The organism is Parapedobacter sp. (genome assembly GCF_053550995.1).
Window position 1 is genome coordinate 1 of the sequence record NZ_JBMQOC010000026.1, and the last position, 26,216, is coordinate 26,216.

The following is a 26,216-nucleotide window of genomic DNA, read 5'->3' on the forward strand; positions in this document are numbered from 1 at the left end:
ATTTACTGGTGCCTATATCGGCGGTGATCACCTCTTCCCATACCGAACAGAGCAGTTAAGCCCGCCAGAGCCGATGGTATTGCCGTAAAAGGCGTGAGAGTAGGTCGGCGCCAAAACCTACAAAGCCCCATGGTGCAAACCGTGGGGCTTTTTTTTTGTCGCCCCAAAATATCCAAGGAGGGAGGTTAGAAGCCCCCCGGGTTCTCTTTTACCAATACTTTTTATAATTAATGGCCAAAACCATATCTTTAACCTTTCATTGCAAGTGTTTAACTTAGTGTCATAGAGTATAGTTCCCATGGTTTTGAAACATCGATTCATACGTGTTTTTTTATTTGCTTCGGTCGCAGTACTGGCGGCTGCTTGTAACCAAACACCTCAAGATGGCAAGCGGGCGGCATCTGCGGCTATCGTTGATAGCACCGTAACCTGCGTCTCGCACGGAATTCCCTCACGCGCGGCCGCAATTGCGGAATCTGAGAAGGAACATACGTTTCTGGGGGCGGATGACGCTACCATGGTTTACGTTCAAGGCGGGAAATTCCTTATGGGGACTGCGGAGTTCGCTGATGCGAGCCCGGTACATGAAGTAACTGTAGGTGGTTTTTGGATGGACGAGCACGAGGTGACTAATGCGCAATTCGCCAGGTTTGTAGCGGCAACGGGCTACCAAACCATCGCGGAGCGCCCGCTGGATCCGAAGGATTTCCCGAATGTGCCCCTGGATGCGTTGCAGCCAGGTTCTGCGGTATTTACGCCACCAGATCGAGCGGTGAGCCTGAACAATCACCTGCAGTGGTGGAGTTATGTCCCCGGTGCAAGTTGGCGACAGCCCGAAGGACCGGGAAGTGATCTTGAGGGCCGCGAAAATGAGCCTGTAGTGCATATAGCTTATGCCGATGCAGCGGCTTTTGCCAAATGGGCCGGCAAAAGGCTGCCGACGGAAGCCGAATGGGAGTACGCCGCCCGCGCGGGGCATTCCGATAGCAAGTATTACTGGGGCAATGACCTGAAACCCGAGGGTCGGTGGATAGCCAATGTATACCAGGGAAGCTTTCCCACAGAAGATAACGGTGAAGATGGCTTCAAAGGTGTTGCACCCGTCAAATCATACGGTCCCAACGCTTGGGGTTTGTACGATATGGATGGAAACGTATGGGAATGGTGCTCGGATTATTATCGTCCAGACTACTATGAGAATAGTCCCGCCCACGACCCGGAAGGGCCAAAAGATAGCTACGACCCGTTGGAGCCCGGAACCGTGAAACGGGTACAGCGTGGGGGGTCGTTCCTTTGTAATGAACAGTATTGTGAACGCTATATCGCTGGCAGCCGGGGAAAAGGGGAAATCAGTAGTGGAAGCAACAACCTAGGTTTCCGTTGCGTAAGTGACCAACCTGCCCCAAAAGGTTAGCGAACGGCCCTGTTATTCGCCGATGTGCTCACTACACGCTGTCAGCTGGAAAAACCTACGGATAGGGTGGAACTGCCGATTCAGCTCGACTGCGGATCCGAACACCAGTAATACGGGTCCCGTGTTGTCGAGTTGTTTTTCTTCGGTGACCTCTACAATGGTATTGACAATACCAATGGCTACCTTTTCATTCGCCATCGATCCGTTCTGAATGGCCGCGACCGGCAAGCGCCCCTTGCCGGCAGTCTGGTAAAGGGCGACGATTTCTGGTAACTTATCGAAACCCAAAAGCACCACGACTGTTGCACGACTTTGAGCTGCATCCTTTAATTCTGCCGAAAGGTTCCCTTCGTCGTCGCATCCTGAAAGGATCCATAAGCTATTGCTTACCCCCTTATGGGTTACGGGAATGCCTTGCAAGCCGGGTACCGAAATGGCACTTGAAATCCCGGGAACAACCGAGGTTTCGATACTATATGAAGCCGCGTATTCCAACTCTTCATATCCGCGGCCGAAAACGAAAAGGTCACCACCCTTCAACCGTACTACGTGACCGAAATTCAACGCGTAATCAACCATCAACTGGTTAACAACATCTTGTGAAAAATTTTCGTCGCCGGACGGATTGCCGACATATACTTTGATCGTCTCCGAGGGTGCATAGGTCAACAATTGTTCATCTACCAGCGCGTCATAAAGGATGACATTTGCGGTTTTCAGGGCTTTAATACCTTTCAAACTGATGAGGTCCGGATCCCCAGGTCCTGCACCGACCAACGTGATCCGCGGATCTACCTGTTGTTTTCTTATAAATGATGCTTGTCCCATATCTTTGATAGTTGGTAATACGGCACAAATATACACAAAGTCTACCTTTTTTATAGTGTTTTTTGAAAAACCCATTTTTTGTTAAATAACTTTTTGATTTTCAGCTATATAATTTTGATGTCTTTAGAGGGCTCTGAGAACGAACGAGATAGCAACACATTTCTATAATTTTTATATGCAAATGTATTACCCAAAAACTCAATTATTCTCGCAATGGGTTTATTCTATCCATCAAACTATTATCTTTACTTTTCGATAGAACCATTTCATTATGATAGATATTAACCGTAAAAGATATTTGAATTTGATGTGGCTGGCAGGCCTAATCGTTATTGGCTCGTGCGATTCATCCGGTAACCGGACAAAAAATGAGCCGGCGCCCTACGGGCCGATACCGACGGCGGCGCAACTGAACTGGCACGAGATGGAGCTTTATTGCCTTATCCATTTCACCCCGACTACTTTCCAGAACAAGGAATGGGGTTTTGGTGACGCTCCGGTCAGCTTGTTCAATCCGCAGCACTTCGATGCCAACCAAATTGCTGCTGCGGCAAAATCAGCAGGGTGCAATGGACTAATATCAGTTGCAAAACACCACGACGGATTTTGCCTTTGGCCCACCAAAACCACCGATTATAATATCTCAAATAGCCCATGGCGCAACGGCGAAGGGGACATGGTAAAGGAATTTATGGAAGCCGCCCATAAGCAGGGCATGCAATTTGGCATATATGTATCGGCTTGGGACCGCCACGACGCAGCGTACGGCAATGAAGAGTATGCTGAGGCTTATCGTGAACAGTTGCGAGAATTGTATAGTGGTTATGGTGAGCTGTTTACGAGTTGGCATGATGGAGCAAACGGCGGTGATGGATATTATGGTGGTGCTAATGAAATGCGGCGCATCGACCGGTCCACTTATTACGAATGGGAGGAAAAGACCTGGCCTATCACCCGAGAGATGCAGCCGACCGCTGTTATATTCAGCGATATTGGTCCCGATACTCGGTGGGTGGGGAACGAAAAAGGCATTGCCCCTGAAACGTCATGGGCGACCTTCACTCCCATTGGTCCGGATGGAGGAAAGGCCGCTCCCGGCCATGTCGACGATCGTTTTTTGGGCAGTGGCCAACGTGACGGGAAATTTTGGATTCCCGCGGAGTGCGATGTTCCGCTTCGGCCGGGTTGGTTCTACCACCCCGAACAGGACCATCAGGTAAAAACCCCCGACCAACTTTTCGACCTATACCTTAAAAGCGTGGGGCGTGGAGCGGCGCTGAATTTAGGGCTTGCGCCAGACACAAATGGGTTGCTCCACGCAGCGGATGTAGCGTCGCTGGAAGGCTTTGGCAAAAAGCTAGCCCAAACATTCTCAACGAACCTGGCTGCCGAAGCTCGCTTTGAAACATCGAATGTCCGTGATGGCGATACCGATCATTTCGGTGCGCGAAACTTAATTGATAACGACCGTTATAGCTATTGGGCCAGCGACGACGGTGTGACATCTCCCGAATTGATTATCGACCTGGAGCGTGCGACGACGTTTGACCTGATTCGCCTGCGCGAGAACATCAAACTTGGCCAACGACTGGATAGCGTGTGGGTGGATATGTGGCAAGGCGGGGAATGGGCGCCGCTTGCCCATGCAACCAGCATTGGGGCTAGTCGGATTATCCCCCTGGAGAAACCCGTTACCGCCCACCGGCTACGGCTGCGTTTATTCGCACCGGTCGCCGTGGCGCTGAGTGATTTCGGTCTGTTCAAAGAAGCGAATCCAAGTCGTCCATCCCATAGTGTAATGGAGCGTGTCGGTGTCGACCGCACGGGGTGGCGGCTGATTGACAATGGCTTCGAAAATGGCGACCCTGCATTAGCCGTCGATGGCCGTACAGAGACCTTTTGGCTGACGGAAGGAAAGAAACTGCCACAACAAGTGGCGATTGACATGGGACGTACACACACGGTTACCGGCTTTAGCTACCTGCCGAGGCAGGACGGTGAAACCGCTGGCCTTGTAAGCAGATTTCAATTAACCACCAGTAATGATGGAAATACATGGGAGACCGTTGCCCTTGGCGAGTTCGCCAACATCGTTGCAAACCCGGCGATGCAGTACGTGGCTTTTGACGACGAAGTGGAGGCACGCTATTTCCGGTTTACTATTGATGCGGTTGCAGGCGTCGTAGGCGATCGATCGCCGGTATCGATCGCGGAATTTAATATTTACGACCAAGAAGCAGGGGACAGGCCTAAATAAATGCCATGAAAAAATTAGGATGGTTGGCCCTATGTTGGGGCTTTTTCCAAACGGCGCATGCGCAACAAGCTTTGCAGCTGTGGTATGACAAGCCTGCAACGGTTTGGGAGGGGACATTGCCGTTGGGCAATGGCCGATTAGGCATGATGCCCGATGGCGGCCTTAACCAAGAAAAAATTGTACTGAATGACATCACGCTTTGGTCTGGCAGCGAGCAGGATCCAAACAATTATGACGCCTACAAAAGCGTGGATCGAATCCAGCGGTTACTCCTCCAGGGCAGGAACGACGAAGCTGAAGAATGGGTGGGTGCTAACTTCGTCTGTGTAGGAGACGGTAGTGGCCACGGCAATGGTGCCGATGTACCGTATGGTTGTTTCCAAACGCTCGGTGAGCTGAAGATCCAATACGACGACCAACAAGGCGAAGCGGTGGATTACCGGCGGAGCCTCGATCTACCAACGGCCACTGCGGAAACGTCTTATAAACGGGGTGGAATCACCTACTTACGGGAGTATTTCACCTCGTTTGATGGTGACGTGGGGGTTATCCGGCTTTCCGCGGATACCCAGAAGGCGTTGACTTTTTCGGTGACCATGGCGCGGACGGAGAATGCACAGCTACGGATGGTCGGTGAGGAATTGCAACTTTTTGGTACACTGAACGATGGCCGCGGCGGTACCGGGATGCGTTATTTGGCGCGTGTCCGCATCGAGCACGTTGGGGGCAAGTTGGTTAGCGAAGGTAAGGCCTTGAAGCTCATCGGCGCGGACGAAGCAACTCTTTACTTTTCCGCTGCCACGGATTTTAGGGGCAATGCTTACGAAAGGCGGTCGGCCCGCTTGATGGAAAACGCCTTGGAGACACCCTATAGAACGCAGAAAGCGCGGCACGTGTCGGCTTTTCAACAGTTGTTCAACAGCGTGTCTTTGCATATTTCCGGCCCGCAAACCAATGACATACCGACCGACCAGCGATTGAAAAGGTTCTTCGACAACCCGGCGGACGATAATGCCTTGGCGGCATTGTATTTCCAATACGGCCGGTACCTCAGTATTTGCAGTACCAGGCCAGGGTTATTGCCGCCCAACTTGCAAGGACTGTGGGCGCACCGCGTACAAACACCTTGGAATGGCGATTACCATCTCAATATCAATGCCCAGATGAACCATTGGCCGGTAGAGGTCGGCAACCTGTCCGAACTGCATGGGCCGTTTATTGACATGATCAAAGCCATTGCCGAAGCGGGTAGGAACACAGCGAAGGCCTATTACAACGCACCAGGTTGGGTATGTTACATGATGACGAATGTATGGGGTTATTCGGCGCCGGGCGAACAGGCATCCTGGGGAGCGAGTACAGCCTCCGGCTGGTTGTGCAACCACCTTTGGGAGCACTATTTATTTACCATGGACACCGATTATCTTCGGGACGTGTATCCCGTATTGCGCGATGCAGCCTTGTTCTATCACCATATGCTTATAAAAGAACCGACCCATGGCTGGTTAGTAACGGCACCTTCGGTTTCACCGGAGAACGCATTTTTGATGCCCAACGGTAAGCGCGCGAGTGTGGTGATGGGCCCGACAATCGATAATCAGATCGTAAGGGAATTATATAATAATGTAATCGCCGCCGCCGACACATTGGGGCTGCGGGATGCTTTTGTGGATTCATTGTCGCTTAGTTTAGCGCACTTGCCCCCACCGGTACAGGTCGGTCCGGATGGACGGGTAATGGAGTGGTTGGACGTCTACGCCGAACCGGAGCCCCAGCACCGGCATGTGTCGCACCTTTACGGGCTGTATCCGGCGGCGTTTATCTCTCCGCAGACCACACCCGAATGGGCAGCGGCGGCCAAAAAGACCCTGGAGGTACGTGGCGACGGCGGAACCGGCTGGAGCCGTGCTTGGAAGATTCTTTTTTGGGCACGGTTGCAGGATGGCGACCATGCATTGGAGATTTTACGGCAGTTATTGCAGCCGGCATTTGGCCACGAGACGACCTATGAACGTGCCAATGCCGGCACATATCCAAATTTATTCTGTGCACATCCGCCTTTCCAGATCGACGGTAATTTGGGGGGGGCGGCCGGTATCGCAGAGATGTTGCTGCAGAGCCATGCGGGTTTTATCCACCTGCTCCCCGCCCTACCAGCCGCATGGAAAGCGGGGGAGGTAAAAGGTTTGAAAGCACGCGGAAATTACACAGTGGATATCGCCTGGCGGGATGGTAAGGTAATCGACTATAGCATCCATTCACCATCCGGCGCACCCGCTGTTGATGTATTGGTAAACGGCGAGCTCATACCAGCGGAAAACCTTACCGGCTTATAGGCCTGTCAGTAGGTTTTTCCAGCCCACCAAATCGCCGATGATGCGTTCCAGGTCTGAGGCGGCCACACGCTCCTGTTCCATGCTATCGCGGTGCCGCAGCGTGACAGTATCGTCTTCCAACGATTGATAATCTACGGTAATGCAGAAAGGTGTACCGATGGCATCTTGCCTGCGGTAGCGTTTACCGATGGCATCTTTCTCGTCATACCTGACATTGAAATCGATTTTCAGCCGATTTAATATTTCCCTTGCCTTATCGGGTAGCCCGTCTTTTTTGGTAAGTGGCAGGATAGCGGCTTTTATAGGCGCAAGTGCTGGGTGGAAGCGGAGTACTGACCTCGAGTCCTTTTTCTCTTCGGTGCTCAGGTCTTCTTCTTCGAAGGAGTTGCATAGTACCGTGAGGAATAGTCGGTCTAGCCCAATGGACGTTTCGACCACGTAAGGAACATAATTCTGATTGATTTCTGGATCGAAATATTGCAGCTTCTTACCTGAAAACTTTTGATGTTGGCTAAGGTCGAAGTCGGTGCGCGAGTGGATGCCCTCCACTTCTTTGAACCCAAACGGGAATTCGTATTCGATATCCACCGCCGCGTTGGCATAGTGTGCTAATTTCACGTGGTCGTGGTAGCGGTATTTAGCTTTGTCGCCGCCGATTGCCAAATGCCATTTCAATCGTGTTTCCTTCCATTTGTTATACCAATCGAGTTCGGTGCCGGGCCGCACGAAAAATTGCAGCTCCATTTGTTCGAACTCGCGCATGCGCATGATGAACTGGCGGGCGATGACTTCGTTGCGGAATGCTTTCCCGATTTGGGCAATACCAAAGGGGATCTTCATCCGTCCGCTTTTCTGTACATTCAGAAAGTTAACGAAAATACCCTGAGCGGTCTCTGGTCTCAAATAAACGGTTTCTGCCCCTTCGGCTGATGCACCCATCTGTGTAGAAAACATCAGGTTGAACTGCCGTACATCGGTCCAATTTCTCGTGCCGGATATGGGGCACACGATGTTGTGTTCCTCGATAATCGCTTTCAGACGGGGGAGGTCGTCATCATTCAGCGCCCCGTCAAGGTCAGCCTGCAATTGCTGGGCTTTTTCGCTTTTGCCATCGGTTTCGTAGCGGGTAATTTTATCTTCGATGAGTTGGTCGGCTCGGTAGCGCTTTTTCGAGTCCTTGTTGTCAATCATCGGGTCATTGAATCCGTCCACATGTCCGGAAGCTTTCCAGGTAGTAGGATGCATGAAGATGGCTGCGTCGATACCCACGATATTTTCATGGAGTTGCACCATGGCCTTCCACCAATATTGCTTCAGGTTGTTTTTTAGTTCGGCCCCCAACTGGCCGTAATCATAGACAGCACTAAGGCCGTCGTATATCTCGCTCGAAGGGAACACAAACCCGTATTCCTTGGCGTGTGAAACCACTTGCTTGAAGAAGTCGTCCGTCTGTTTGCTCATAAGACGGCAAACATAGATAAAAAGCCACTGATATGCAAACAACAAAAGCCTCCATTTGGAGGCCTTTATGTATGGCCGCTAACCTTCGGGTTGCCGATGGGTTAACGCTGTTCAAGGGCGTAGTCTACCAAGCTAAACAAGTATATGATAGCGTTGTCGAAACCTTCTGGCGTTTGTGCAACGAACTCGCCGGAGACGCGATTGCCCTTTACGCCGTTTGACTTGAAATAGAAGTCGCCCATCGAGCCAAAAATTTTTTGGAACGCGATATAGCGGTTAAGGGAAGCGAGCTGTTCGGTTGGAATTTCTTTGGCCAGTTTATTGGCACGTAATATCCCCGAAACCTTGTTTTTGGTCAGCAGGCGACGAGTCGGCCTGTCTAATTTACCTCGGTAGCTGCCCTCAGCGATTCCGGTTAACTGGTCTACCGATGTGCCCACAAATACAATCCCGTTTCTGCGTGTGAATGCGAGGTCAAAAGGTAGTTCGCCCTGGCTCATCCAATAGATGCCGTCCTGTTCGGTTAAATAGCCTTTGTTTGTAGCATAAGACATGATGCGGCCGTATAGTTCCGTGTCGTCCGACGAAAACATCAGCAGGAAATCGGGAATCGTTTCCATTTTGGTTTTCTCAACTTCAATGTAATTATAGTCTTCATCATATTCGTAGCTAATATACGGTACCTCCTGCTGTGTTATTCCATTGAGTACGAATACGGCATCGCCTTTAGCCACTTTAGCTATTGCTGCTTCATCAAGGAGGAGCGACACCAGATCTGTTCCGAGGGCGATATCTGCCTCATACTGTTCAAGCAAAGCGCCGTAGGTGTTTTTTATCAAAGCGGGTAATTCCTCCAGATAAGCTCGCGTATCCATAGCCAATGCAAATATGCCGATGGCGTCGTCCGAATTGATGTATTTGAGGAATTTCCGGTTAAGCTTCCCGCCGTACATACGTTTAAAGCTTTTTGCCATTCTTCCTTCCAGTTCCATTTGGGATTTGAGCTTGAACCCTTCGTTGTCGGCAAACAGCCCGAGCTGCAGACTGCCATAATAGCTAAAAAGGTTTCCGTTTCTGCCGAACTCGCTGAGCTCAGGGAGTAAAGTGGTATAAATAGCTTCAAAGCTTGGAACCCAAACCGTTGCCAAGGCGTCCTTGCTCAGGCTTGATAGGTATGACCGGTTGGTGAGCACACTCGCTACGGGCATCTCTTCAAACTGCGACAGGACAAATGCAGCTCCCCATTCCGTAACTAATTGCTGCTTTACCTCTTGATCTGCCGCGTAATATTCATCATAGAGATTCTCCTCCGGCGATATGGAGTCGATCATGTAATTATCATTGTAGATTAGGCTGTCTGCCTCAAGGTATGCCGAGTCGGCAGCCACAGCAATGCCCTCCCAATCGGCACTGTCGACATATAGGCTGTCGGTTTCTTCTGGCCACGCCGTACTATCTGGAAGCGCAGGTGGTGGAATATCAACATAAACGGAGTCATAGCCGTTATCGGTCTCGACCCACCCTGCGCCATCCCAATCGGCCACTTCCTCTTCCGCCGGGAGTTGGTTGTAATAATCAGCATAGCTGTAATTGTGGATCCCGTACCTTTCGGCGACGGCATCCTGTTGAAAGTAATTGTCAACCAAATTCGGTGTTGTGATAGAGAGCATGTCGTCGTTCCAGGCAAATATAATGGTGTTGCCCGCGCCGGCTTTGGTGAAGCTTTTGAAGGAGCCATGGTCATGGATATCTTGGTCCGCCGCAAAATGGGCTTCGAACTTTTCTATGTTGGCAATGGGCAGCAGGAAGCTGTTGTAGGTGACGCTGTCGGAAAGCATCGCATAAAAGTAACCCGGTCGGTCTAATGCTATACCGAAATCGACAATGCTATTTACGCCTTGAAGTTCTGCATCGCGTGTTTTTTCGATAATGATTTTGCCGATGGATGAACGATCGAAGTCATCGACGGATAATAGCTCAAAAAAGTGGTCTGTGCGGATATTCACCACCGCAAATGCATCGTGTGGAATTTTATGAGCAAGATCCTGTGCCGAAACCGACGATACGAAAGCGAGCGCTGCGAGTATTTGATAAAATTTGTTCATGAGTATTTATTGTGCGAGTTGGATATCGTTAGAAAGTTCGATTTTACCTTCAATAAGGTCGAGCACCCTGCATTGCAGCATAACCGCTTTTTTGGAGGCGGCGACTTTTGCCCTGCTATTGGTTTGTTTGAAGACAGGCCGGTCAAAACGGTAAATACTGGTATATGTGGCGTTTTCAAAGATTGCTTTATCTTCTTGCTTCAATTTCCCATATTCTGATTTGGCCTGTGGGTTTGCGGCATACGACCGTTTGAACGTTTTGCTTTCCGCATGATAGCTATAGGATGAGTTGTCGGATGCCTTGATGTCCAGCTTATCGAAAATGAGTGCGGTGATGTCATTTAGGTTCGCCACGTTGTTGAATGAGAACCGTATGTTTATTATGTATTTGTCGAAGTCGACCGTGTGGCTTACCTTACTTATTCCTTTTATTGACCGTAATGTGTTCGCGACCTCTGCCATTTCCTTTCGGATGTCGGTTTTTGAGGGCACTTTATATCCATTTACACTATCCAATAGCATCACGGAGGCAAGCTTGCTTCGGCTTTGGCTAAGATTCGCTGTAAGGGCAAGCGTACCTGAGCCATCGGTGTTTACGGTGATTTCCTCGATTAGCTGAAAACATGAACTGAGGAGAAGACACAACGGGATAAGCGAAAATAGGGGAAGGCGATATCTAAGTGGGTGGCCGTTACGTATGATGGTCTTCATAAATGTCATTTCTGCCGCAAAGATACAGGGATAGCGTTGAAATGGAAATCCCTGTTTTACGGTATTTTCGATGGCCGGTCCCAATCAAAAATTTGGTTTCCGCTTCTCTAGAAAAGCGGAAACCCCTTCTTTAAAATCCGTCGTATCGAAACACCGGCCGAACTGGTCGATTTCGGTTTCATAACCCGCGCGCGCGTTTCCAGCGCCTGCGTTGATTGCGTAAATAGCGGCGGCGACGGCCCGTGGCGACCGTGATGATATACGATGGAGGATACCTTCTGCTTTGGTGAGTAGTTCCATAGGCTCGACGACGTGGTTTACAATACCGTATGCCTGCGCTTCGGTTGCCGTGACCATATCACCGGTGAGGATCATCTCCAGCGCGCGCCCGCGCCCGATCAGCTGGGTAAGGCGCTGGGTACCTCCGTATCCCGGTATGAGTCCGAGCGAAACTTCTGGCAGGCCTAGCTTGGCATGGTTGGCTGCAACTCGGATGTGGCAGGCTAGTGCAAGCTCCAGGCCACCCCCGAGGGCAAAGCCATTGATCGCTGCGATAATGGGTTTGGCGGCGTGGTGTATCACATCGAACACGGTGGTTTGCCCCTCTCGCGCTAGTGCCCGTCCTTGGTCTGCGTTGAAGGAAGCGAATTCGCCGATATCTGCTCCTGCTACGAACGCTTTTTCCCCCGCCCCGGTCAATATCACCCCCTTCACTGCTTCCGAAGCCAATGCCGTCGTAACGGCGTCGTGCAGCTCTGCAAGAGTCGCTATATTCAATGCATTTAATTTCGCTTCACGGGCAATGGTAATCCGCCTAATATACCCTGTGTCGTCGATGCTTAAATTTTGATAAATCATGATTAAAAGTCTACTTTAATACTAAATCGAATCCCCCCCTTATCGATATCGGGATGGTTAAGGTACGATAATCGCCGTACATATTCCACGCGGAGCACGTTCAAAATATTCTCCAATCCCACGCTAGCCTCCATATACGGCCGACGACCCATGGTAAACGTCGTTCTGTTGCCGTCGCCATCTGTTGGGAGTATGAAAACAGAAGGGTTGCTCTCCGGCCTATTCTCCGGGCGAACATTACCGTATAGCAATTTGAACCCAACTATCTCACGTATCTTCAGTCTTTTCAACAGGGGAAGCTTATTCAATATAAACCCGTGTAACCGGTGTTCCACATGCAGTTTGATGTATTGGTCGTTCACAAACTCCAAGTCGTTCATGAGTGCATAAGCGTCTTGTTCCAGCGCATAGGATCTACTGGCGTAGGGAATATCGAGCAATGGGAAAGGTACGGTACCAAATATGTAACCGGCGGCCAGGTTTACATCGGCTATACCCAGTTGTGAAAGGAATAGGCGTTTTGATACGCCCAGCTGGAGTGCATGGTAGTTGTATTGACCACCAAAAGGTCCTTTTAGGCCCATTTTATAGCGCAGGTTGAATATCGGGAACTCATTGGTTATCGGTGTCCGTTCGAGGTTCCTTTGGAAAAACGCTTCATGGGGGGCCCAGCGAAGGTCGAATCCCAGCTCCGAGGTACGCAGCGTGCGCACGGTATCAGGGTTGTGTGCCGCGGTAATGAAATACAGGTTGGCCGCGGGGTCTTCCCGCTGTGAAATCAAAGAGGTCTGGAGCATAAAATGTTGCCCGAACTCGACGAGGTGACTGAGTTTCCACACGTTAAAATAACTCCATTTGTCCTGCTTGCCGCTACGGAATGAGCGGATAAAGCTATCGCCGTTGCGAAACCCCAACAGCTGTCCCGGTTCGCGCGCATCGTATTGATAGGTGAGTTGCACGTAATGTGCGGGGTACTCACCCAGCTTCCGCCTATTGAGCGTGTATGCCACACTCCCATAGTACTTCAATTGCTTGTCCGTGGTTCCATATGCCAAATAAGACTCCGCATACATTTTTTCGGAGAGCTCACCGGTCGTTCTTCCGCCGATCCGGATACGACTTCCTTCGAGCTCGTTGAAACTATAGGTGTGTTCCACGGGGCCGAATTCGACCGGCCCGGTATTTACATAGCTTTGGGCAAGCAAATACCCCAGTTTTAACGTCCGTTTAAACGAGCGGTTGTTTTGGAGGCTATCCAGGTTGGCATACGTTTTTGCCTCGGTGGAGGTCAATGCTAGTGGCCGTTTGCTATCCCAGAATGCGGCGGACCGTGCGTTGGCACCGGCGACCACCGATGTTTGCTGTCCACTGAATATCGTTGGCGGGATGACGGTGTCGGTGTCGTATCCTGAATATACCAGTGTCCTTTGGCCGAAAGCACCACCGTCACTCCCCTGTAGCCCAAAGTTGATTTTCATATCGGAATAAGCCGGCAGGTAAATGCCCTTATCGTGGCGTTGGAAGCGAAGCGATAGGGTGAGGTCGTTCACCCAATTGAGATTTGCTCGCCGGTCTACCCGGATATCGGCCCGGCATATGCCGTAGTTGCCATCTAATGTAACGCGTAGCCTCCCTGAGAAAAGCCGGTCTGTTTGGTTCCTTGGCACGAACGTCAGGTCAACAAACTGGCCTTCGGCTGAGGAAATGGTGTCGGTGATAAAAAACTTATAGAATAACGGTGCGGCGTCGGCAATTGGGCTGAGGAAAGGTTTGTTTAGAATCAACACGTTGTTTTCGTAAATATCCACATCGGCGTAGATGAAATTGAAATACGTTTGGATATTATCATTATTGACGTACCGGGCATCAAGTTCGGTTTTTTTGTTGGCGACGAGGACCGTTTTCGTGGCCTTCGGATAAAGCTGCCGATATTGTTTTGACATGTTTTCTTCGAGGTAAATAGGCAAAAGCGATCGCCCGGGGACCAAGGTTGTGTCAACGTTCTCGAATACGAAGCGATAGCCCTTCGTTAGTGCATTGTTTGCGACAAACTTAGGTACGTTACTTACCGCCATCATTATTTTTTCGTAGGCGTCGAATGAAACGTGGTCAAAACGTGTTAACCGGTTAACGCGTTTATGTTCGATGACCTTGCGAATGAGCGCTACTGCGGGATTATTACGGTTGCGGTACCTCCCCTTCCCACTAACGACCACTTCATCAAGCGGCAAGAAATCTTCTTCCAATTCCACATTGATGGTCTGTAAGGCGACGGTATCCAGCCTTTTGGTAAGCGTTTTATACCCCAATGCCGTAAACCGGACCGCGGTTGCTGGCCCTGTTGGGGTGATGGTGTAGTTTCCCAAGCTATCGGTCGATGTGCCCGACGGCCCCCCCACCGTGTACAATAGTGCTACGGTGGCACCGGCAATCCCTTCATGGGTGGCCGCATCGGTGACCCTACCACGAATGGTCGGCTGCGCAAAAAGTGAGGAAAAGGCTATGGTGGCCATCAGCAGCAGTGTTCCTTTCAAAGCGGTGAATCGTATTCTCATAGCGGCCCGTTCTCTTTCATACCCGACGAGTATAAACGTTCACAAGATACAATTTGTTGGGAAGTTTAAAAACTTGGGACAAAAAGAGCCATTTGGCGACCACACAGCTATGGTATATAGAAGAAAAATATCTAAGTTTGTCCATTAATTTCTATAAATGACCATCCATAAAGAAGGATATACCAGCATCGCTATCGTTGTATTGGTGATTTTCATGGCCAATGCCTTAGTCCATTACTTTATATCAGGCAGTACGTTCGTAGTATGGACAACCTATCTTCTTTCGTTCCTGCTATTGGTTGCCGTTTTGCAGTTTTTCCGGAATCCGCGGAGGCGTATTATCACCGATGACCACACCATACTTTGCCCTGCCGACGGGAAAGTGGTGGTGATTGAAGAAACCGAAGAAACGGAGTACTTCCACGATAAGCGGATACAGGTATCTATTTTCATGTCGCCCGTGAACGTCCACATCAACCGCAACCCCGTAAGCGGAAAGGTCAGCTTCTTCCGCTACCATTCTGGTAAATACCTGGTGGCGTGGCACCCGAAGTCGTCTACGCTTAACGAGCGGACTAGTATCGCGGTGCGGACGGCAACGGGCAAAGAGGTCCTGTTCCGCCAAATAGCTGGGGCCATGGCGCGGCGTATTGTTTGGTATGTGGAAGAAGGCGCGGCCGTAACGCAAGGGGAAGAGTTTGGCTTTATCAAATTCGGGTCGCGTGTTGACGTTTTCCTTCCCTTGGGCGCAAAAGTGGACGTCAAGATCGGGGATAAGGTATCCGGTGGCCTTACCATCCTCGGCCGCTTTGATCAGTGATTTGCTAATGCCATGAGGTTTATCCTGCTTGTTTTCATCAATGCGTGTGCCGTAGCGTTGTCTATCGCGTGCGTGAATTTTTATTTCCAGCATAGTTGGCAGCATTTCCTGGTTACATTCGCTATCTCATTCGCCATCAGTTTCCTGACATTCTACTATTTATTCCAACGTTATATCTACGGCAAGATCAAGCTCATCTACAAGTTAATCCACAACCTGAAGCTGGGCAAAGACCTTAAGGAGGCATTGGGCGAAAAAATGAGTGACGACCCGATTAACGACGTTGAGCAGCAAGTGCGGGATTGGGCCAAGGAGAAGAAAAAAGAAATAGATCGGTTGAAAGAACAGGAGCGGTTTCGGCGGGAGTTCCTTTCCAACGTGGCGCATGAGTTTAAGACACCGTTGTTTGCGCTTCAAGGGTATGTAGATGCGCTGCAGGATGGTATGATGCAGGAAGACATCGAGATGGCCACCCAGTTTTTGAGGAAAGCATCTTCGAATCTGGACAGGCTGTCTTTTTTGATAAAAGACCTTGATGAAATATCGAAATTAGAAAGTGGACAAGTTCCAATCAATCACCAGAAATTTGATCTCGTCGTGTTGATCAAGGAGGTACTCGAATCGATGGAGGATAAAGCGTCGGCTTACCGTGTCCGGTTGGTTTTTAAAGAAAAATACCAGCACCCTACCCTGGTGAGGGCAGATCGGGAGAAGATACGACAAGTGTTTGTGAACCTCATCAGCAACTCCGTCAAATACGGTAAGCAAGGCGGCCAAACCGATATCAAAGTATATGAGCTTTTCGAAACGATATTGGTGGAGGTGACAGATGATGGTATCGGGATTGACGAGAAGAACCTACCCCGCATTTTTGAGCGGTTTTATCGGACAGACAGGAGCAGATCGCGGAAGATAGGCGGTTCGGGCTTGGGATTGGCCATTGTGAAACACATCATCGAAGCACACGAGCAAACGATCAACGTACGCAGTACGGAGAGTGTGGGAACTACTTTTGCCTTTACCCTGGAGAAGGTGAATCCGTCCATGTAGGGTTGCCTTGCTGGCATTAAATTTGAAAAAGCGCTGTTAATTAACATTAACTTAACATTGGCGTCATATTTTTGCATAAATAAAATCCGCTTATGTCGCTCAATAGCATATTCCAGTATTTCGTTCCTAAAGACAAGAAATTCTTCCCATTATTTGAACAGGCAAGCAGCAACCTCATTGATATGGCGAAGCTGTTGAAGGAGCTTGTGAACCTGGCAGATTCCGACAAGCGGAAGGAGCTTTGCCGGAAAATCGAGGACCTGGAACATCGTGGGGACGATATTTCGCATCAAATCCATTTGGAACTCGGAAAAAATTTCATCACACCGTTTGACCGTGAGGATATCCATACGTTGACAAGTTCCTTGGATGATGTGGCCGATTTCATACATGACGCGTCCAACCGAATCGAGTTATATAAGATTGAGCGGATTACGGAGCCCATTATCGAAATGGCGGATTTGATTCTGGAGGCAACCGAAGATGTGGCCAAGGCCGTCCACGAACTACGCAACCTGAAGAACATCCGCAACATTACCGACTCCTGCGTACGTATTAACAGTATTGAGAATAAAGCCGATTATATTTTTGATAAGGCGGTGGGTGAGCTGTTCGAGTTTGAGAAAGACGCCATTGTGCTGATCAAGTACAAAGAGGTATTGGCGGCTATGGAAACCGCTACCGACAAGTGTGAAGACGTGGCCAATGTATTGGAAAGCATTTTAGTGAAAAACGCCTAAGCCATATGATCAGCACGCTATTGATTGTTGTCATCGTCCTTGCCATTGCATTTGACTATATCAATGGTTTCCACGATGCGGCTAATTCCATTGCCACCATTGTGTCTACCAAGGTCCTGTCTCCTTTTCAAGCGGTGCTTTGGGCGGCGACGTTCAATTTTGCCGCATATTTCTATTTCACCGACCACAAAGTTGCCAATACGATAGCGAAGACCGTACTGGAGGAGTACATCACATTGGATGTGATCCTGGCGGGGCTGGTGGCAGCGATTGGTTGGAACCTATTTACCTGGTATTACGGGGTGCCCTCCAGCTCGTCGCATACACTGATCGGTGGGTTTGCGGGGGCCGGTATGACGCATGCCTTTATTTTAGGCGACAGTGTTGTCGGTGCTATTAACTTGAATGCCACACTGAAAATCATCTCATTTATCGTGCTGGCACCGGCCGTGGGTATGATTATCGCCGTCATCATTACATTGATCATCATCAACATATCCAAGCGAGCGAGGCCATCGGTAGCGGAATGGTGGTTTAGGAAACTACAATTGGTATCGTCGGCGGCATTGAGCTTTGCCCACGGGGGCAACGATGCGCAGAAAGTGATGGGCATTATCTTCGTGGCCATGGTGGCAGGTGGTTATTTGCAATCCGGAGATAGCATGCCCGAATGGATACCGTTGACTTGCTATTCCGCCATCGCGTTGGGGACGATGAGCGGTGGATGGAAAATCGTAAAGACAATGGGGACCAAAATCACTAAAGTGAATGCACTGGAAGGCGTGGGAGCGGAAACGGCGGGGGCGATTACATTGGGTATCACGGAACATTTCGGTATCCCGGTATCTACCACCCATACCATTACGGGGTCAATTATCGGAGTCGGCGTGGTAAAGCGTGTGTCAGCTGTGCGTTGGGGCGTTACCATCAGCCTGCTTTGGGCGTGGGTGCTCACCATTCCGGTATCTGCTGTATTGGCCGGCATTACCTATACCGTCATCCATTACCTTTTTTAGGTGCGCGGTTTTTCTAAGCGCATAGGCTCGTAGCGATTTGTGATGGCGAAAGATAAATCATAAAAATTTAGGAACGGAAGCAATTAATCTGTAGATTTACAGCGCTTTTGCTAGACTGACTAAAAAAATAGACATTTGAAGTTCGGTATCGTGGAGGAAATGGTCATGTTATTTTGCGGCAAGTACGGCGATAAGCGTGACACGTCTACTGGATGTCGAAGTTTAATTTGCATGTGCTGTTTTGTTGTAAATGATTGTGTGTCAGGGATGAAGTAGTTGTTTGGGGTAAAAAAGCGCATGTTTTCCCGTGGTTTTTTTTAGAAAATCATAAAAAGGAAAAAAACTGGAATAGTATTTGCAAATATTGCGGGAATCAAACTATTGGTTATTTTTGCGAGAAATTAGACAATTAAAAATTTTTAACCTTAAAAAAAACAAGAGTATGAATTATTCTACAATCAAAACGGCAGTTGCTTGCTCGCTTGTAGCGGCCTTCGGGCTCACCGATACAGTGCAGGCACAAGAGCCGACTGTATTTGGAGGAAGATCCCAATACAGGACATGGTCTATCGGTGTAAACGGTGGTTTTACTACCCCATCCGTACTCATCGGTGGATCGAACGCGTTTAATCAAAAAGTAGGTTTCGGTGGTTATAAGCTGCGCGAATACTACGGTATCACTGTCCGTAAGCAATTGTCAAGCTGGTTTGGTTTAGAAGCCGCTGCCAACCGTGGTAGGATTTTCACTTACAACAACAGGGGGCTTACCAACGATTACATTTTCAATGCAGCTAACGGTGCAGCAGGTAATGCCGGTTATCAATCGGCAGAAACGTCTGTACAGTATGCCGCTAGCCTGAATGGTGTATTCCAATTGGCTACCATCGATTTCTTGCGTCGTGAAAACGTGGTTAATTTCTATGCAAGTGTCGGTTATGGTGTTATGGCCTTCAATCCGGTAGGTTATACGGATGCTGACGGCTCTTCCGGTGCTTGGGATAACAAAGGTGCATGGGGTGAAGAAGTGAATTCCGACCGTGAACTGACGGGAGATCGTGACTTTAAGCGCGAAGCATACATCCCCGTAGGTGTAGGTGTTAAATTCAAACTTTCTGATCGCGTAGCCTTGAACTTGGGTTACACTATGAACTTTGTTGACGACAAATCATTGTTCGGACCGGTTGTTGACCGTGCTGCCAATGATAAATTCTCTTACACTTACGCTGGTTTAGAGTTCTCTTTAGGCTCTTCTTCGAAACCGGATTTGACTTGGCACAACCCTGTGTCTACCTTGTATGATGAGTTGAAAGACCCTTCATTGCGCAACGAGCTTGAAGCGTTGAAACAACGTGTGTCTACATTGGAAGGCATTGTTGACGAATTGAACAATGACGAAGACGGTGACGGTGTTTCTGACCGCTTTGACAAATGCCCAGGTACGCCTGCAGGTACTCAAGTTGACGGAGCAGGTTGCCCCATTAAGTTCCCAGAGCCTGAAACCACCGCGGTTGCCGGTACGTATTCAAATATCCAGTTTGAGTTCGACAGCTCTGTATTGAAAACCGAGTCATACTCAATCCTTGACCGGTTGTCTTCTGAATTGCGCGAAAGCGGTGCAACCGTTACGTTAGACGGCCACGCTTCTGCTGAAGGCACTGAAGCTTACAACATGACGCTGTCAAAAGACCGCGCTAACTCAGTAAAACAATACTTGGTTAACTCTGGCGTTGACGCTGCCAAAATCAACGTTCAAGCTTTCGGCGAATCTGCACCGATCGCTTCAAACGCTACTGAAGAAGGCCGCGTACTTAACCGTCGCGTTGAGATCAAAAACTAAGCAGTATTCGATTTAGGATTGCTGTAAAAAACGGCCAACCCAATAAGGTTGGCCGTTTTTTTTGTGCCCAGCCAAACCTATCGGCCGTATGTTTGTTTATATGTTAGTTGAATCATTAGAACATAGAACAATGAGTAATTTAAAGTTAAAAGGTACTTGGAACGAGTTGAAAGGGAAGGCGAAACAGCAATATGCTGGACTGACGGATGATGACCTGCTGTACGAAGAGGGAAAAGAGGATGAACTGATCGGCCGCATCCAGAAGAAGACCGGCAAGGCACGGGATGAGGTGATCGATTGGTTAAATAAGCTATAGCCCTGTTGTAGTTGTAAGCATTTTAATTTAATGTAAAATTACGCGGAAGCGTTACGGGTATCAGCACCAGTAACGCTTTTTCTTTTTAACTTAGCCCAATGGTAAAGAGAAAGCCTTCTATCCTCGTGGTTAATGATGATGGCATAACCGCCCCGGGTATCAAAGTATTGATGGAAGAAATGCAGAAGATAGGCGATGTCACGGTGGTGGCGCCGGAGGGGCCGCAGTCTGGCACGGGCCATGCAATAACCATCGGCAAGCCTCTCCGTATCGATCGCATCTATATTTATCCCGAAGTCGAAATGTACAAGTGTTCAGGTACACCCGTCGATTGTGTCAAGCTGGCCGTAAATAAGGTTTTCAAGGGCCGGAAGCCCGATATTTGTGTTTCGGGGATTAATCACGGTCTTAACAACTCGATTAATGTATTGTATTCAGGCACGATGTCGGCCGCGGTGGAGGGCGCTATCGAGGATATCCCATCTATTGGATTTTCGTACGACGATTTGGAATATGACGCCGACTTTTCTAATTGCCGGCCCTACATCCGAAGCATAACCAAACAGGTAATCGCCAATGGATTGCCTAAAGGCACATTATTGAATGTGAACTTCCCAAAGGGCGAGACGATCAAAGGGGTTAAGATATGCAGGCAGGCGGATGCGAAATGGGCGGAAGAATTTGACGAACGGACAGATCCGAGCAATCGTAGCTACTATTGGCTTACCGGTGTATTCCAACTGCGGGATCGCGGAGAAGATACCGATGTGTGGGCCCTCCAAAATGGATATGCTTCCATTGTGCCCGTCCAATTTGATATGACTGCCCACCATGCGATACCGGGGCTTAATTCATGGAGTTTTGACGGTAAATAATGCAGCGGAATTCTTTCTTTTTAGGTTGCCTTTTAGGCGTATTGGCACCGGCATTAGCGTGTCTGCTTAAGGCGTTTTCTCCGCTGGCCGTAACCATGAACCCGTTGAGCCTGTACGTTATCGCGGCGGCCATTAACTTATTGCTCCTCCGCTTTTTTTACAGGCAGGCGCTGGATCGAAGTGCCCGTGGCGTGCTGCTGGTTACGTTTGTAGCCCTGCTCTTTTTAATTTTTATCGAGAAATTATCGTTAGCATGAGACTCTCGCTCGGATTTTCCCCCTGCCCCAATGACACGTTTATTTTCGACGCACTCATCCACCATAAGGTTGATACCGAAGGGCTTAGTTTCGATGTTCACTACAACGATGTCGAGACGTTGAACCAAAAGGCGTTCAATGCCGAATTGGACATCACAAAATTAAGTTACCACGCCTATGCGTACGTAGCGGACCGCTATGTTTTGCTCGATTCAGGCAGTGCCCTGGGGTTCGGCGTGGGACCGTTACTGATTGCCAAAGATTCAAGGCTCGCAGAGCGGCTTTCCACGGCGAGCGACCGCGTACAGGCATGTGGTGAACCATTGGCGGTCGGTATTCCAGGAAGGTATACAACAGCTAACTTTTTACTTAGCTTGGCATTCCCAAAGTTGGTCAACAAAAAGGAAATGGTGTTTTCAGCCATCGAAGAGGCCCTTATAGAGGAACGCATAGACCTCGGTCTCATCATCCATGAAAACCGCTTCACCTATCAAAGTAAAGGACTATTTAAGGTTATAGACCTTGGTGATTACTGGGAAAGAACGACAGGGAGCCCTATTCCATTGGGCGGCATTGTGGCGAGCCGCAGATTGCCCAACGATATTAAGCATAAGATAAACCGGGTTATCCGCAAAAGCGTTGAGTTTGCGTTTGCCAATCCGCAGTCTGGCATCGATTTTATCCGCTCACACGCACAGGAAATGAGTGAAGAGGTTATGTATAAACACATCGAGTTATATGTTAATCGATTTTCGGTTGCACTCGGTGACGAAGGTCGCGGGGCTATTCGTGCGCTTTTTGACAAGGCGTGGTCGTTGCAGCTGATACCCCGGACATCAGAAAAGTTGTTCTTGGAGCCTATGGGGTAATCCCGACCGACATCGCGGCGGCCACAATCTGCAATCTAACATCTGCAATCTAAAATCTAATGACTAACTTTGTCCAGTATGTCATATTGGCGGAAATTGGTTTTTGGTGTCATTATTGACGGAGAGGGGTGTCAGATAATAAACGATCGCAGATGTTAACATTCTTAAGTAAAATATTCGGCAGCAAGTCAGACCGGGATATCAAACATATTCAACCATTAGTAGCCAAAATCAAGGAAGAGTATCCGAAACTAGCCGCCCTTACCAACGACGAACTGCGAGCAAAAACGGCTGATTTCAAACAGCGTATCGCCGAGTTCCTCGCCGATATCGATAAGGAGATTGCGGCATTGAAAGTGGAGGCCGACCAAGAAGGCGTCGAGATGACCGAGAAAACGGCGATTTACGACAAGGTAGACAAGTTGGGGAAGGATCGTGATCGCCAATTGGAGGAGGTATTGATGCAAATACTTCCCGAGGCATTTGCCGTGGTTAAAGAGACCGCCCGGCGCTTTACCGAAAACACGGAAATAACCGTTACTGCCTCTGATTTCGACCGTGAGCTTGCTGCGTTGAAACCGCACATCAAAATTGCGGACGATAAGGCCATCTGGCAAAACACCTGGATAGCCGCTGGCACCGAAGTAACCTGGAACATGGTTCATTACGATGTACAGTTGATCGGTGGTATCGTCTTGCACGAGGGCAAGATTGCCGAGATGGCCACCGGCGAAGGTAAAACATTGGTGGGCACATTGCCCGCCTACCTGAATGCATTATCCGGTCAGGGTGTCCACATCGTAACGGTGAACGACTATCTTGCACGGCGTGACTCGGAGTGGAATGGTCCATTGTTTGAATTTCACGGCTTGCGCGTAGATTGTATCGATAAGCACCAGCCCAACTCGCCGGCTAGACGCAACGCCTATATGGCCGACATCGTGTTCGGTACAAACAACGAATTCGGTTTTGATTACCTGCGCGATAATATGGCGCAGTCGCCCGAGGCATTGGTACAAAGGAAGCTGCATTTTGCCATGGTCGATGAGGTCGACTCGGTGCTGATTGACGATGCACGTACGCCGCTGATTATTTCAGGTCCCATTCCACGGGGCGACCAACACGAGTTTTATGAACTCAAGCCCCGTATTGAGCGACTGGTGAACACCCAGAAGGCATTCATTAACGGCGTGTTGAATGAGGCAAAGAAAGCAATTGCCACCGGCGACTCGGATGCCGAAGGCGGCGGTCTCGCCCTTTTGCGCGCCCATCGTGGGTTGCCGAAAAACAAAGCATTGATCAAGTTCCTCAGCGAGAGCAACAATCGGCAGGTGCTTCAAAAGACGGAAAACTTCTATCTCCAAGAACAGAGTAAGAACATGCCGAAAGTAGATGCGGAGCTCTATTTCGTCATTGATGAAAAAAACAATCAGGTAGAGCTCACAGAAAAAGGCATCGAGTTGATTACTGCTTCCGGAGAGGATCCGAACTTTTTTATCATGCCCGATGTGGGTACCGATGTAGCTGAAATTGAGAAATCAGACCTTAGCCCGGAGGAAAAGCTGTCTAAAAAGGAGGACCTGATGCGTGACTTCTCCGTGAAATCAGAGCGTATCCACTCCGTGAACCAACTTCTCAAAGCATACACCTTATTTGAGCGTGATGATGAATATATCATTGATGATGGAAAAGTGAAAATCGTCGACGAACAAACCGGTCGTATTATGGAGGGCCGGCGTTATTCCGATGGATTACACCAAGCCATCGAAGCCAAAGAAAATGTAAAGGTCGAAGACGCTACCCAAACCTATGCAACCATTACGTTGCAGAACTATTTCCGTATGTACCACAAACTGGCCGGTATGACGGGTACGGCCGTGACGGAAGCGGGAGAGCTTTGGCAGATTTATAAATTGGACGTGGTTGAAATTCCGACCAACGTGCCTATCCAGCGTGATGATAGGCACGACTTGATTTATCGGACCGCCCGTGAAAAATATAACGCAGTAGCGGAAGAAATCCATCGGCTTACCCAAGAGGGCCGCCCGGTGTTGGTGGGTACCACGTCTGTGGAGATATCCGAGTTGCTTAGCCGGATGCTAAAGCTACGCGGTGTGAAACACAACGTATTGAATGCCAAGTTACACCAGCGAGAGGCGGACATCGTTGCCGAAGCCGGCCAACCGGGAATGGTAACGATTGCGACCAATATGGCCGGTCGGGGTACTGATATCAAACTAGGGCCTGGAGTAAAGGATGCCGGTGGATTGGCGATTATCGGTACCGAACGACACGAGTCTCGCCGTGTGGACCGCCAGCTGCGCGGTCGTGCTGGCCGCCAGGGCGATCCGGGGTCTTCACAATTCTTCGTGTCGCTCGAAGATCCGTTGATGCGGTTGTTCGCCTCTGAGCGGATTTCCAACATCATGGTAAAAATGGGCGTAGAGGAAGGTGAGGTCATGCAACATAGCATGCTTACGAAATCCATAGAGCGCGCACAGAAGAAGGTGGAAGAAAACAACTTCGGTATTCGCAAGCGCCTCCTTGAGTATGACGATGTAATGAACTCCCAACGGAGCGTGATTTACGCAAAGCGTAAGAATGCATTGTTTGGCGAACGTTTGGACGTAGATTTGAATAATACTGTATTCGATGTCGTTGAAGATATTGTAACCACAGGCAAGGAAGCCGGTTCATACGACGATTTCCAGCTGGAGGTAATTCGGATATTCTCATTGGATCCCGGCATAGATGCGGCGGAATTCGCAGACAGCGGCATCGTATCGCTGACGGAAAAACTTTTTGAACGGATTATTTCTTTTTATAGGGAGAAAGCCGAGAAAATAGCGAAACAAACGCTGCCCGTGTTGACCGATGTGTTTGCTACTCGGGGTGAGCAAATCGAAAATATTGTTGTTCCATTTTCCGATGGCCTTCGTGGGATTCAAGTGGCAACAAACCTGAAAAAGGCGGTTGAATCGGGCGGCAAGGAAGTGTTCAAGTCGTTTGAAAAAGGTGTCGTCCTAGCGTTGATTGATGAGGCTTGGAAAGAACATCTACGGGATATGGACGAATTGAAACAATCTGTCCAGAATGCGGTGTACGAACAAAAGGATCCTATCATTATCTATAAAATGGAAGCCTTCAACTTGTTCCGTGATATGTTGATCGAGATGAACAAAGACGTCGTTGGTTTTCTGTTCAAAGGGGAAATCCCGCAACAGCAGCCCCAAGACGTGCGTGAAGCAAGGCCTGTACCCCGGCAGGAAACGCGGGTAAAGACATCGAAGCCCGAACTAGTGGGAGCAGCCGGTGGCGGGGCGCCTATGGAGGATACCCGCGAGGTACAACGTACCCAGCCCGTTCGAAATGAACAGAAAGTAGGCCGAAACGACCCTTGTCCCTGCGGCAGCGGTAAAAAGTATAAAAACTGTCACGGCGCATAACTAGCTAAAGATTATGGAAAAAAGAGGTTTCGTCATATTCACCATCCTATTCCTCGGTTTTTCTTGCATGGAAGGGCTTGCGCAGGAACGGGGCAAAGTGGAAGTCGTTGCCGACCCGCTAATCAGCCTCATGCAACGGAATCGGAAGGGGACCAATATAACGGCAACCTCCCCTAGCAGAGCTCCCGTAGACAAGGAAAATGCCACCCGAACCAAGGCAACGGGGTTTCGCGTCCAGATTTATTCCGGACCGGACCGCACCCAGGCTTACGCCGAACAAGCCCGCTTTAAGCGACTGTACAAGGGCATCGATACGTACCTGAGTTACGAAGAGCCTAACTACCGGGTGAAAGTAGGTGACTTCAGAAGTAGAAGCGAAGCACAGGATCTTATGCAAGGTTTACGTAAGCAGTTCAATAATGTGTTCGTATTTACCGAAGAAATTTACGTGTATCAGTAAATGGA

Annotated in this window: 20 protein-coding genes and 1 rRNA gene; 15 read left to right on the forward strand and 6 right to left on the reverse strand. The window is 49.3% G+C overall.

Annotated elements, in window-relative coordinates:
- Positions 1-4: 4 nt before the first annotated feature.
- A 5S ribosomal RNA gene (rrf, locus tag ACO1NT_RS04255) occupies positions 5-116 on the forward strand.
- A 182-nt stretch (positions 117-298) separates the two neighbouring features.
- Positions 299-1,414, forward strand: coding sequence for a formylglycine-generating enzyme family protein (locus tag ACO1NT_RS04260; RefSeq protein WP_449047160.1), 1,116 nt, complete (start codon positions 299-301; stop codon positions 1,412-1,414).
- A 12-nt stretch (positions 1,415-1,426) separates the two neighbouring features.
- On the opposite strand, the gene cobA is transcribed toward ACO1NT_RS04260, so the two are convergent.
- A complete protein-coding gene (cobA, locus tag ACO1NT_RS04265) occupies positions 1,427-2,242 on the reverse strand; it encodes a uroporphyrinogen-III C-methyltransferase (protein WP_449047161.1) in 816 nt (271 codons plus the stop codon).
- A gap of 307 nt (positions 2,243-2,549) precedes the next feature.
- Here cobA and ACO1NT_RS04270 point away from each other — a divergent pair, with 307 nt between their 5' ends.
- Positions 2,550-4,499 carry an alpha-L-fucosidase gene (locus ACO1NT_RS04270; RefSeq protein ID WP_449047162.1) on the forward strand — a complete coding sequence of 650 codons (1,950 nt, stop codon included), beginning with the start codon at positions 2,550-2,552 and terminating at the stop codon, positions 4,497-4,499.
- A 5-nt stretch (positions 4,500-4,504) separates the two neighbouring features.
- Positions 4,505-6,835, forward strand: a complete 2,331-nt coding sequence (locus ACO1NT_RS04275; RefSeq protein WP_449047163.1) for a glycoside hydrolase family 95 protein — start codon at positions 4,505-4,507, stop codon at positions 6,833-6,835.
- On the opposite strand, the gene ACO1NT_RS04280 is transcribed toward ACO1NT_RS04275, so the two are convergent.
- The 5 genes from ACO1NT_RS04280 to ACO1NT_RS04300 all read right to left on the reverse strand — a co-directional run bounded on the left by ACO1NT_RS04280 (position 6,830) and on the right by ACO1NT_RS04300 (position 14,525).
- Positions 6,830-8,296, reverse strand: coding sequence for a glycine--tRNA ligase (locus ACO1NT_RS04280; protein WP_449047164.1), 1,467 nt, complete (start codon positions 8,294-8,296; stop codon positions 6,830-6,832). The genes ACO1NT_RS04275 and ACO1NT_RS04280 overlap by 6 nt on opposite strands.
- A 101-nt stretch (positions 8,297-8,397) precedes the next feature.
- Positions 8,398-10,401 (reverse strand): hypothetical protein, encoded by a 2,004-nt coding sequence (locus ACO1NT_RS04285; protein WP_449047165.1) that lies wholly within the window; start codon positions 10,399-10,401, stop codon positions 8,398-8,400.
- A 6-nt stretch (positions 10,402-10,407) separates the two neighbouring features.
- Entirely contained in the window at positions 10,408-11,112 is a 705-nt protein-coding gene (locus ACO1NT_RS04290) for a hypothetical protein (protein ID WP_449047166.1), read from the reverse strand.
- An 84-nt stretch (positions 11,113-11,196) separates the two neighbouring features.
- Positions 11,197-11,970 carry an enoyl-CoA hydratase/isomerase family protein gene (locus ACO1NT_RS04295; RefSeq protein ID WP_449047167.1) on the reverse strand — a complete coding sequence of 258 codons (774 nt, stop codon included), beginning with the start codon at positions 11,968-11,970 and terminating at the stop codon, positions 11,197-11,199.
- Between the two features lie 2 nt (positions 11,971-11,972).
- Positions 11,973-14,525: a DUF5686 family protein gene (locus ACO1NT_RS04300; protein ID WP_449047168.1), complete on the reverse strand. Its 2,553-nt coding sequence runs from the start codon at positions 14,523-14,525 to the stop codon at positions 11,973-11,975.
- Positions 14,526-14,682: 157 nt separating this feature from the next.
- Between ACO1NT_RS04300 and ACO1NT_RS04305 the strand changes: the two genes are divergently transcribed.
- From ACO1NT_RS04305 to ACO1NT_RS04355, 11 genes are all read left to right on the forward strand, one after another.
- Positions 14,683-15,345 (forward strand): phosphatidylserine decarboxylase family protein, encoded by a 663-nt coding sequence (locus ACO1NT_RS04305; RefSeq protein WP_449047169.1) that lies wholly within the window; start codon positions 14,683-14,685, stop codon positions 15,343-15,345.
- 12 nt (positions 15,346-15,357) lie between these two features.
- Positions 15,358-16,395 (forward strand): sensor histidine kinase, encoded by a 1,038-nt coding sequence (locus tag ACO1NT_RS04310; RefSeq protein ID WP_449047170.1) that lies wholly within the window; start codon positions 15,358-15,360, stop codon positions 16,393-16,395.
- A 92-nt stretch (positions 16,396-16,487) separates the two neighbouring features.
- Entirely contained in the window at positions 16,488-17,135 is a 648-nt protein-coding gene (locus ACO1NT_RS04315) for a DUF47 domain-containing protein (protein WP_449047171.1), read from the forward strand.
- A gap of 5 nt (positions 17,136-17,140) precedes the next feature.
- Positions 17,141-18,151, forward strand: a complete 1,011-nt coding sequence (locus tag ACO1NT_RS04320) for an anion permease (RefSeq protein WP_449047172.1) — start codon at positions 17,141-17,143, stop codon at positions 18,149-18,151.
- A 442-nt stretch (positions 18,152-18,593) separates the two neighbouring features.
- On the forward strand, positions 18,594-19,988 hold the full coding sequence (locus tag ACO1NT_RS04325; protein WP_449047173.1) for an OmpA family protein: 1,395 nt from the start codon (positions 18,594-18,596) through the stop codon (positions 19,986-19,988).
- Positions 19,989-20,118: 130 nt separating this feature from the next.
- The gene (locus ACO1NT_RS04330; RefSeq protein WP_449047174.1) at positions 20,119-20,304 is read left to right on the forward strand and encodes a CsbD family protein; all 186 of its coding nucleotides are present in this window, start codon (positions 20,119-20,121) and stop codon (positions 20,302-20,304) included.
- Positions 20,305-20,402: 98 nt separating this feature from the next.
- The gene (gene surE, locus ACO1NT_RS04335) at positions 20,403-21,179 is read left to right on the forward strand and encodes a 5'/3'-nucleotidase SurE (RefSeq protein ID WP_449047175.1); all 777 of its coding nucleotides are present in this window, start codon (positions 20,403-20,405) and stop codon (positions 21,177-21,179) included.
- A complete protein-coding gene (locus ACO1NT_RS04340) occupies positions 21,179-21,436 on the forward strand; it encodes a hypothetical protein (RefSeq protein WP_449047176.1) in 258 nt (85 codons plus the stop codon). Before surE ends, ACO1NT_RS04340 begins: the two co-directional genes overlap by 1 nt.
- On the forward strand, positions 21,433-22,305 hold the full coding sequence (locus ACO1NT_RS04345) for a 1,4-dihydroxy-6-naphthoate synthase (protein ID WP_449047177.1): 873 nt from the start codon (positions 21,433-21,435) through the stop codon (positions 22,303-22,305). Before ACO1NT_RS04340 ends, ACO1NT_RS04345 begins: the two co-directional genes overlap by 4 nt.
- A 152-nt stretch (positions 22,306-22,457) precedes the next feature.
- Positions 22,458-25,751 carry a preprotein translocase subunit SecA gene (secA, locus tag ACO1NT_RS04350; RefSeq protein WP_449047178.1) on the forward strand — a complete coding sequence of 1,098 codons (3,294 nt, stop codon included), beginning with the start codon at positions 22,458-22,460 and terminating at the stop codon, positions 25,749-25,751.
- Between the two features lie 13 nt (positions 25,752-25,764).
- Positions 25,765-26,211, forward strand: coding sequence for an SPOR domain-containing protein (locus tag ACO1NT_RS04355; protein ID WP_449047179.1), 447 nt, complete (start codon positions 25,765-25,767; stop codon positions 26,209-26,211).
- Positions 26,212-26,216 lie beyond the last annotated feature (5 nt).

Coding starts and splice junctions, on each gene's coding strand:
- ACO1NT_RS04260 (WP_449047160.1), top strand. CDS start 299: ATGGTTTTGAAACATCGATTCATACGTGTTTTTTTATTTGCTTCGGTC.
- cobA (WP_449047161.1), bottom strand. CDS start 2,242: ATGGGACAAGCATCATTTATAAGAAAACAACAGGTAGATCCGCGGATC.
- ACO1NT_RS04270 (WP_449047162.1), top strand. CDS start 2,550: ATGTGGCTGGCAGGCCTAATCGTTATTGGCTCGTGCGATTCATCCGGT.
- ACO1NT_RS04275 (WP_449047163.1), top strand. CDS start 4,505: ATGAAAAAATTAGGATGGTTGGCCCTATGTTGGGGCTTTTTCCAAACG.
- ACO1NT_RS04280 (WP_449047164.1), bottom strand. CDS start 8,296: ATGAGCAAACAGACGGACGACTTCTTCAAGCAAGTGGTTTCACACGCC.
- ACO1NT_RS04285 (WP_449047165.1), bottom strand. CDS start 10,401: ATGAACAAATTTTATCAAATACTCGCAGCGCTCGCTTTCGTATCGTCG.
- ACO1NT_RS04290 (WP_449047166.1), bottom strand. CDS start 11,112: ATGAAGACCATCATACGTAACGGCCACCCACTTAGATATCGCCTTCCC.
- ACO1NT_RS04295 (WP_449047167.1), bottom strand. CDS start 11,970: ATGATTTATCAAAATTTAAGCATCGACGACACAGGGTATATTAGGCGG.
- ACO1NT_RS04300 (WP_449047168.1), bottom strand. CDS start 14,525: ATGAGAATACGATTCACCGCTTTGAAAGGAACACTGCTGCTGATGGCC.
- ACO1NT_RS04305 (WP_449047169.1), top strand. CDS start 14,683: ATGACCATCCATAAAGAAGGATATACCAGCATCGCTATCGTTGTATTG.
- ACO1NT_RS04310 (WP_449047170.1), top strand. CDS start 15,358: ATGAGGTTTATCCTGCTTGTTTTCATCAATGCGTGTGCCGTAGCGTTG.
- ACO1NT_RS04315 (WP_449047171.1), top strand. CDS start 16,488: ATGTCGCTCAATAGCATATTCCAGTATTTCGTTCCTAAAGACAAGAAA.
- ACO1NT_RS04320 (WP_449047172.1), top strand. CDS start 17,141: ATGATCAGCACGCTATTGATTGTTGTCATCGTCCTTGCCATTGCATTT.
- ACO1NT_RS04325 (WP_449047173.1), top strand. CDS start 18,594: ATGAATTATTCTACAATCAAAACGGCAGTTGCTTGCTCGCTTGTAGCG.
- ACO1NT_RS04330 (WP_449047174.1), top strand. CDS start 20,119: ATGAGTAATTTAAAGTTAAAAGGTACTTGGAACGAGTTGAAAGGGAAG.
- surE (WP_449047175.1), top strand. CDS start 20,403: ATGGTAAAGAGAAAGCCTTCTATCCTCGTGGTTAATGATGATGGCATA.
- ACO1NT_RS04340 (WP_449047176.1), top strand. CDS start 21,179: ATGCAGCGGAATTCTTTCTTTTTAGGTTGCCTTTTAGGCGTATTGGCA.
- ACO1NT_RS04345 (WP_449047177.1), top strand. CDS start 21,433: ATGAGACTCTCGCTCGGATTTTCCCCCTGCCCCAATGACACGTTTATT.
- secA (WP_449047178.1), top strand. CDS start 22,458: ATGTTAACATTCTTAAGTAAAATATTCGGCAGCAAGTCAGACCGGGAT.
- ACO1NT_RS04355 (WP_449047179.1), top strand. CDS start 25,765: ATGGAAAAAAGAGGTTTCGTCATATTCACCATCCTATTCCTCGGTTTT.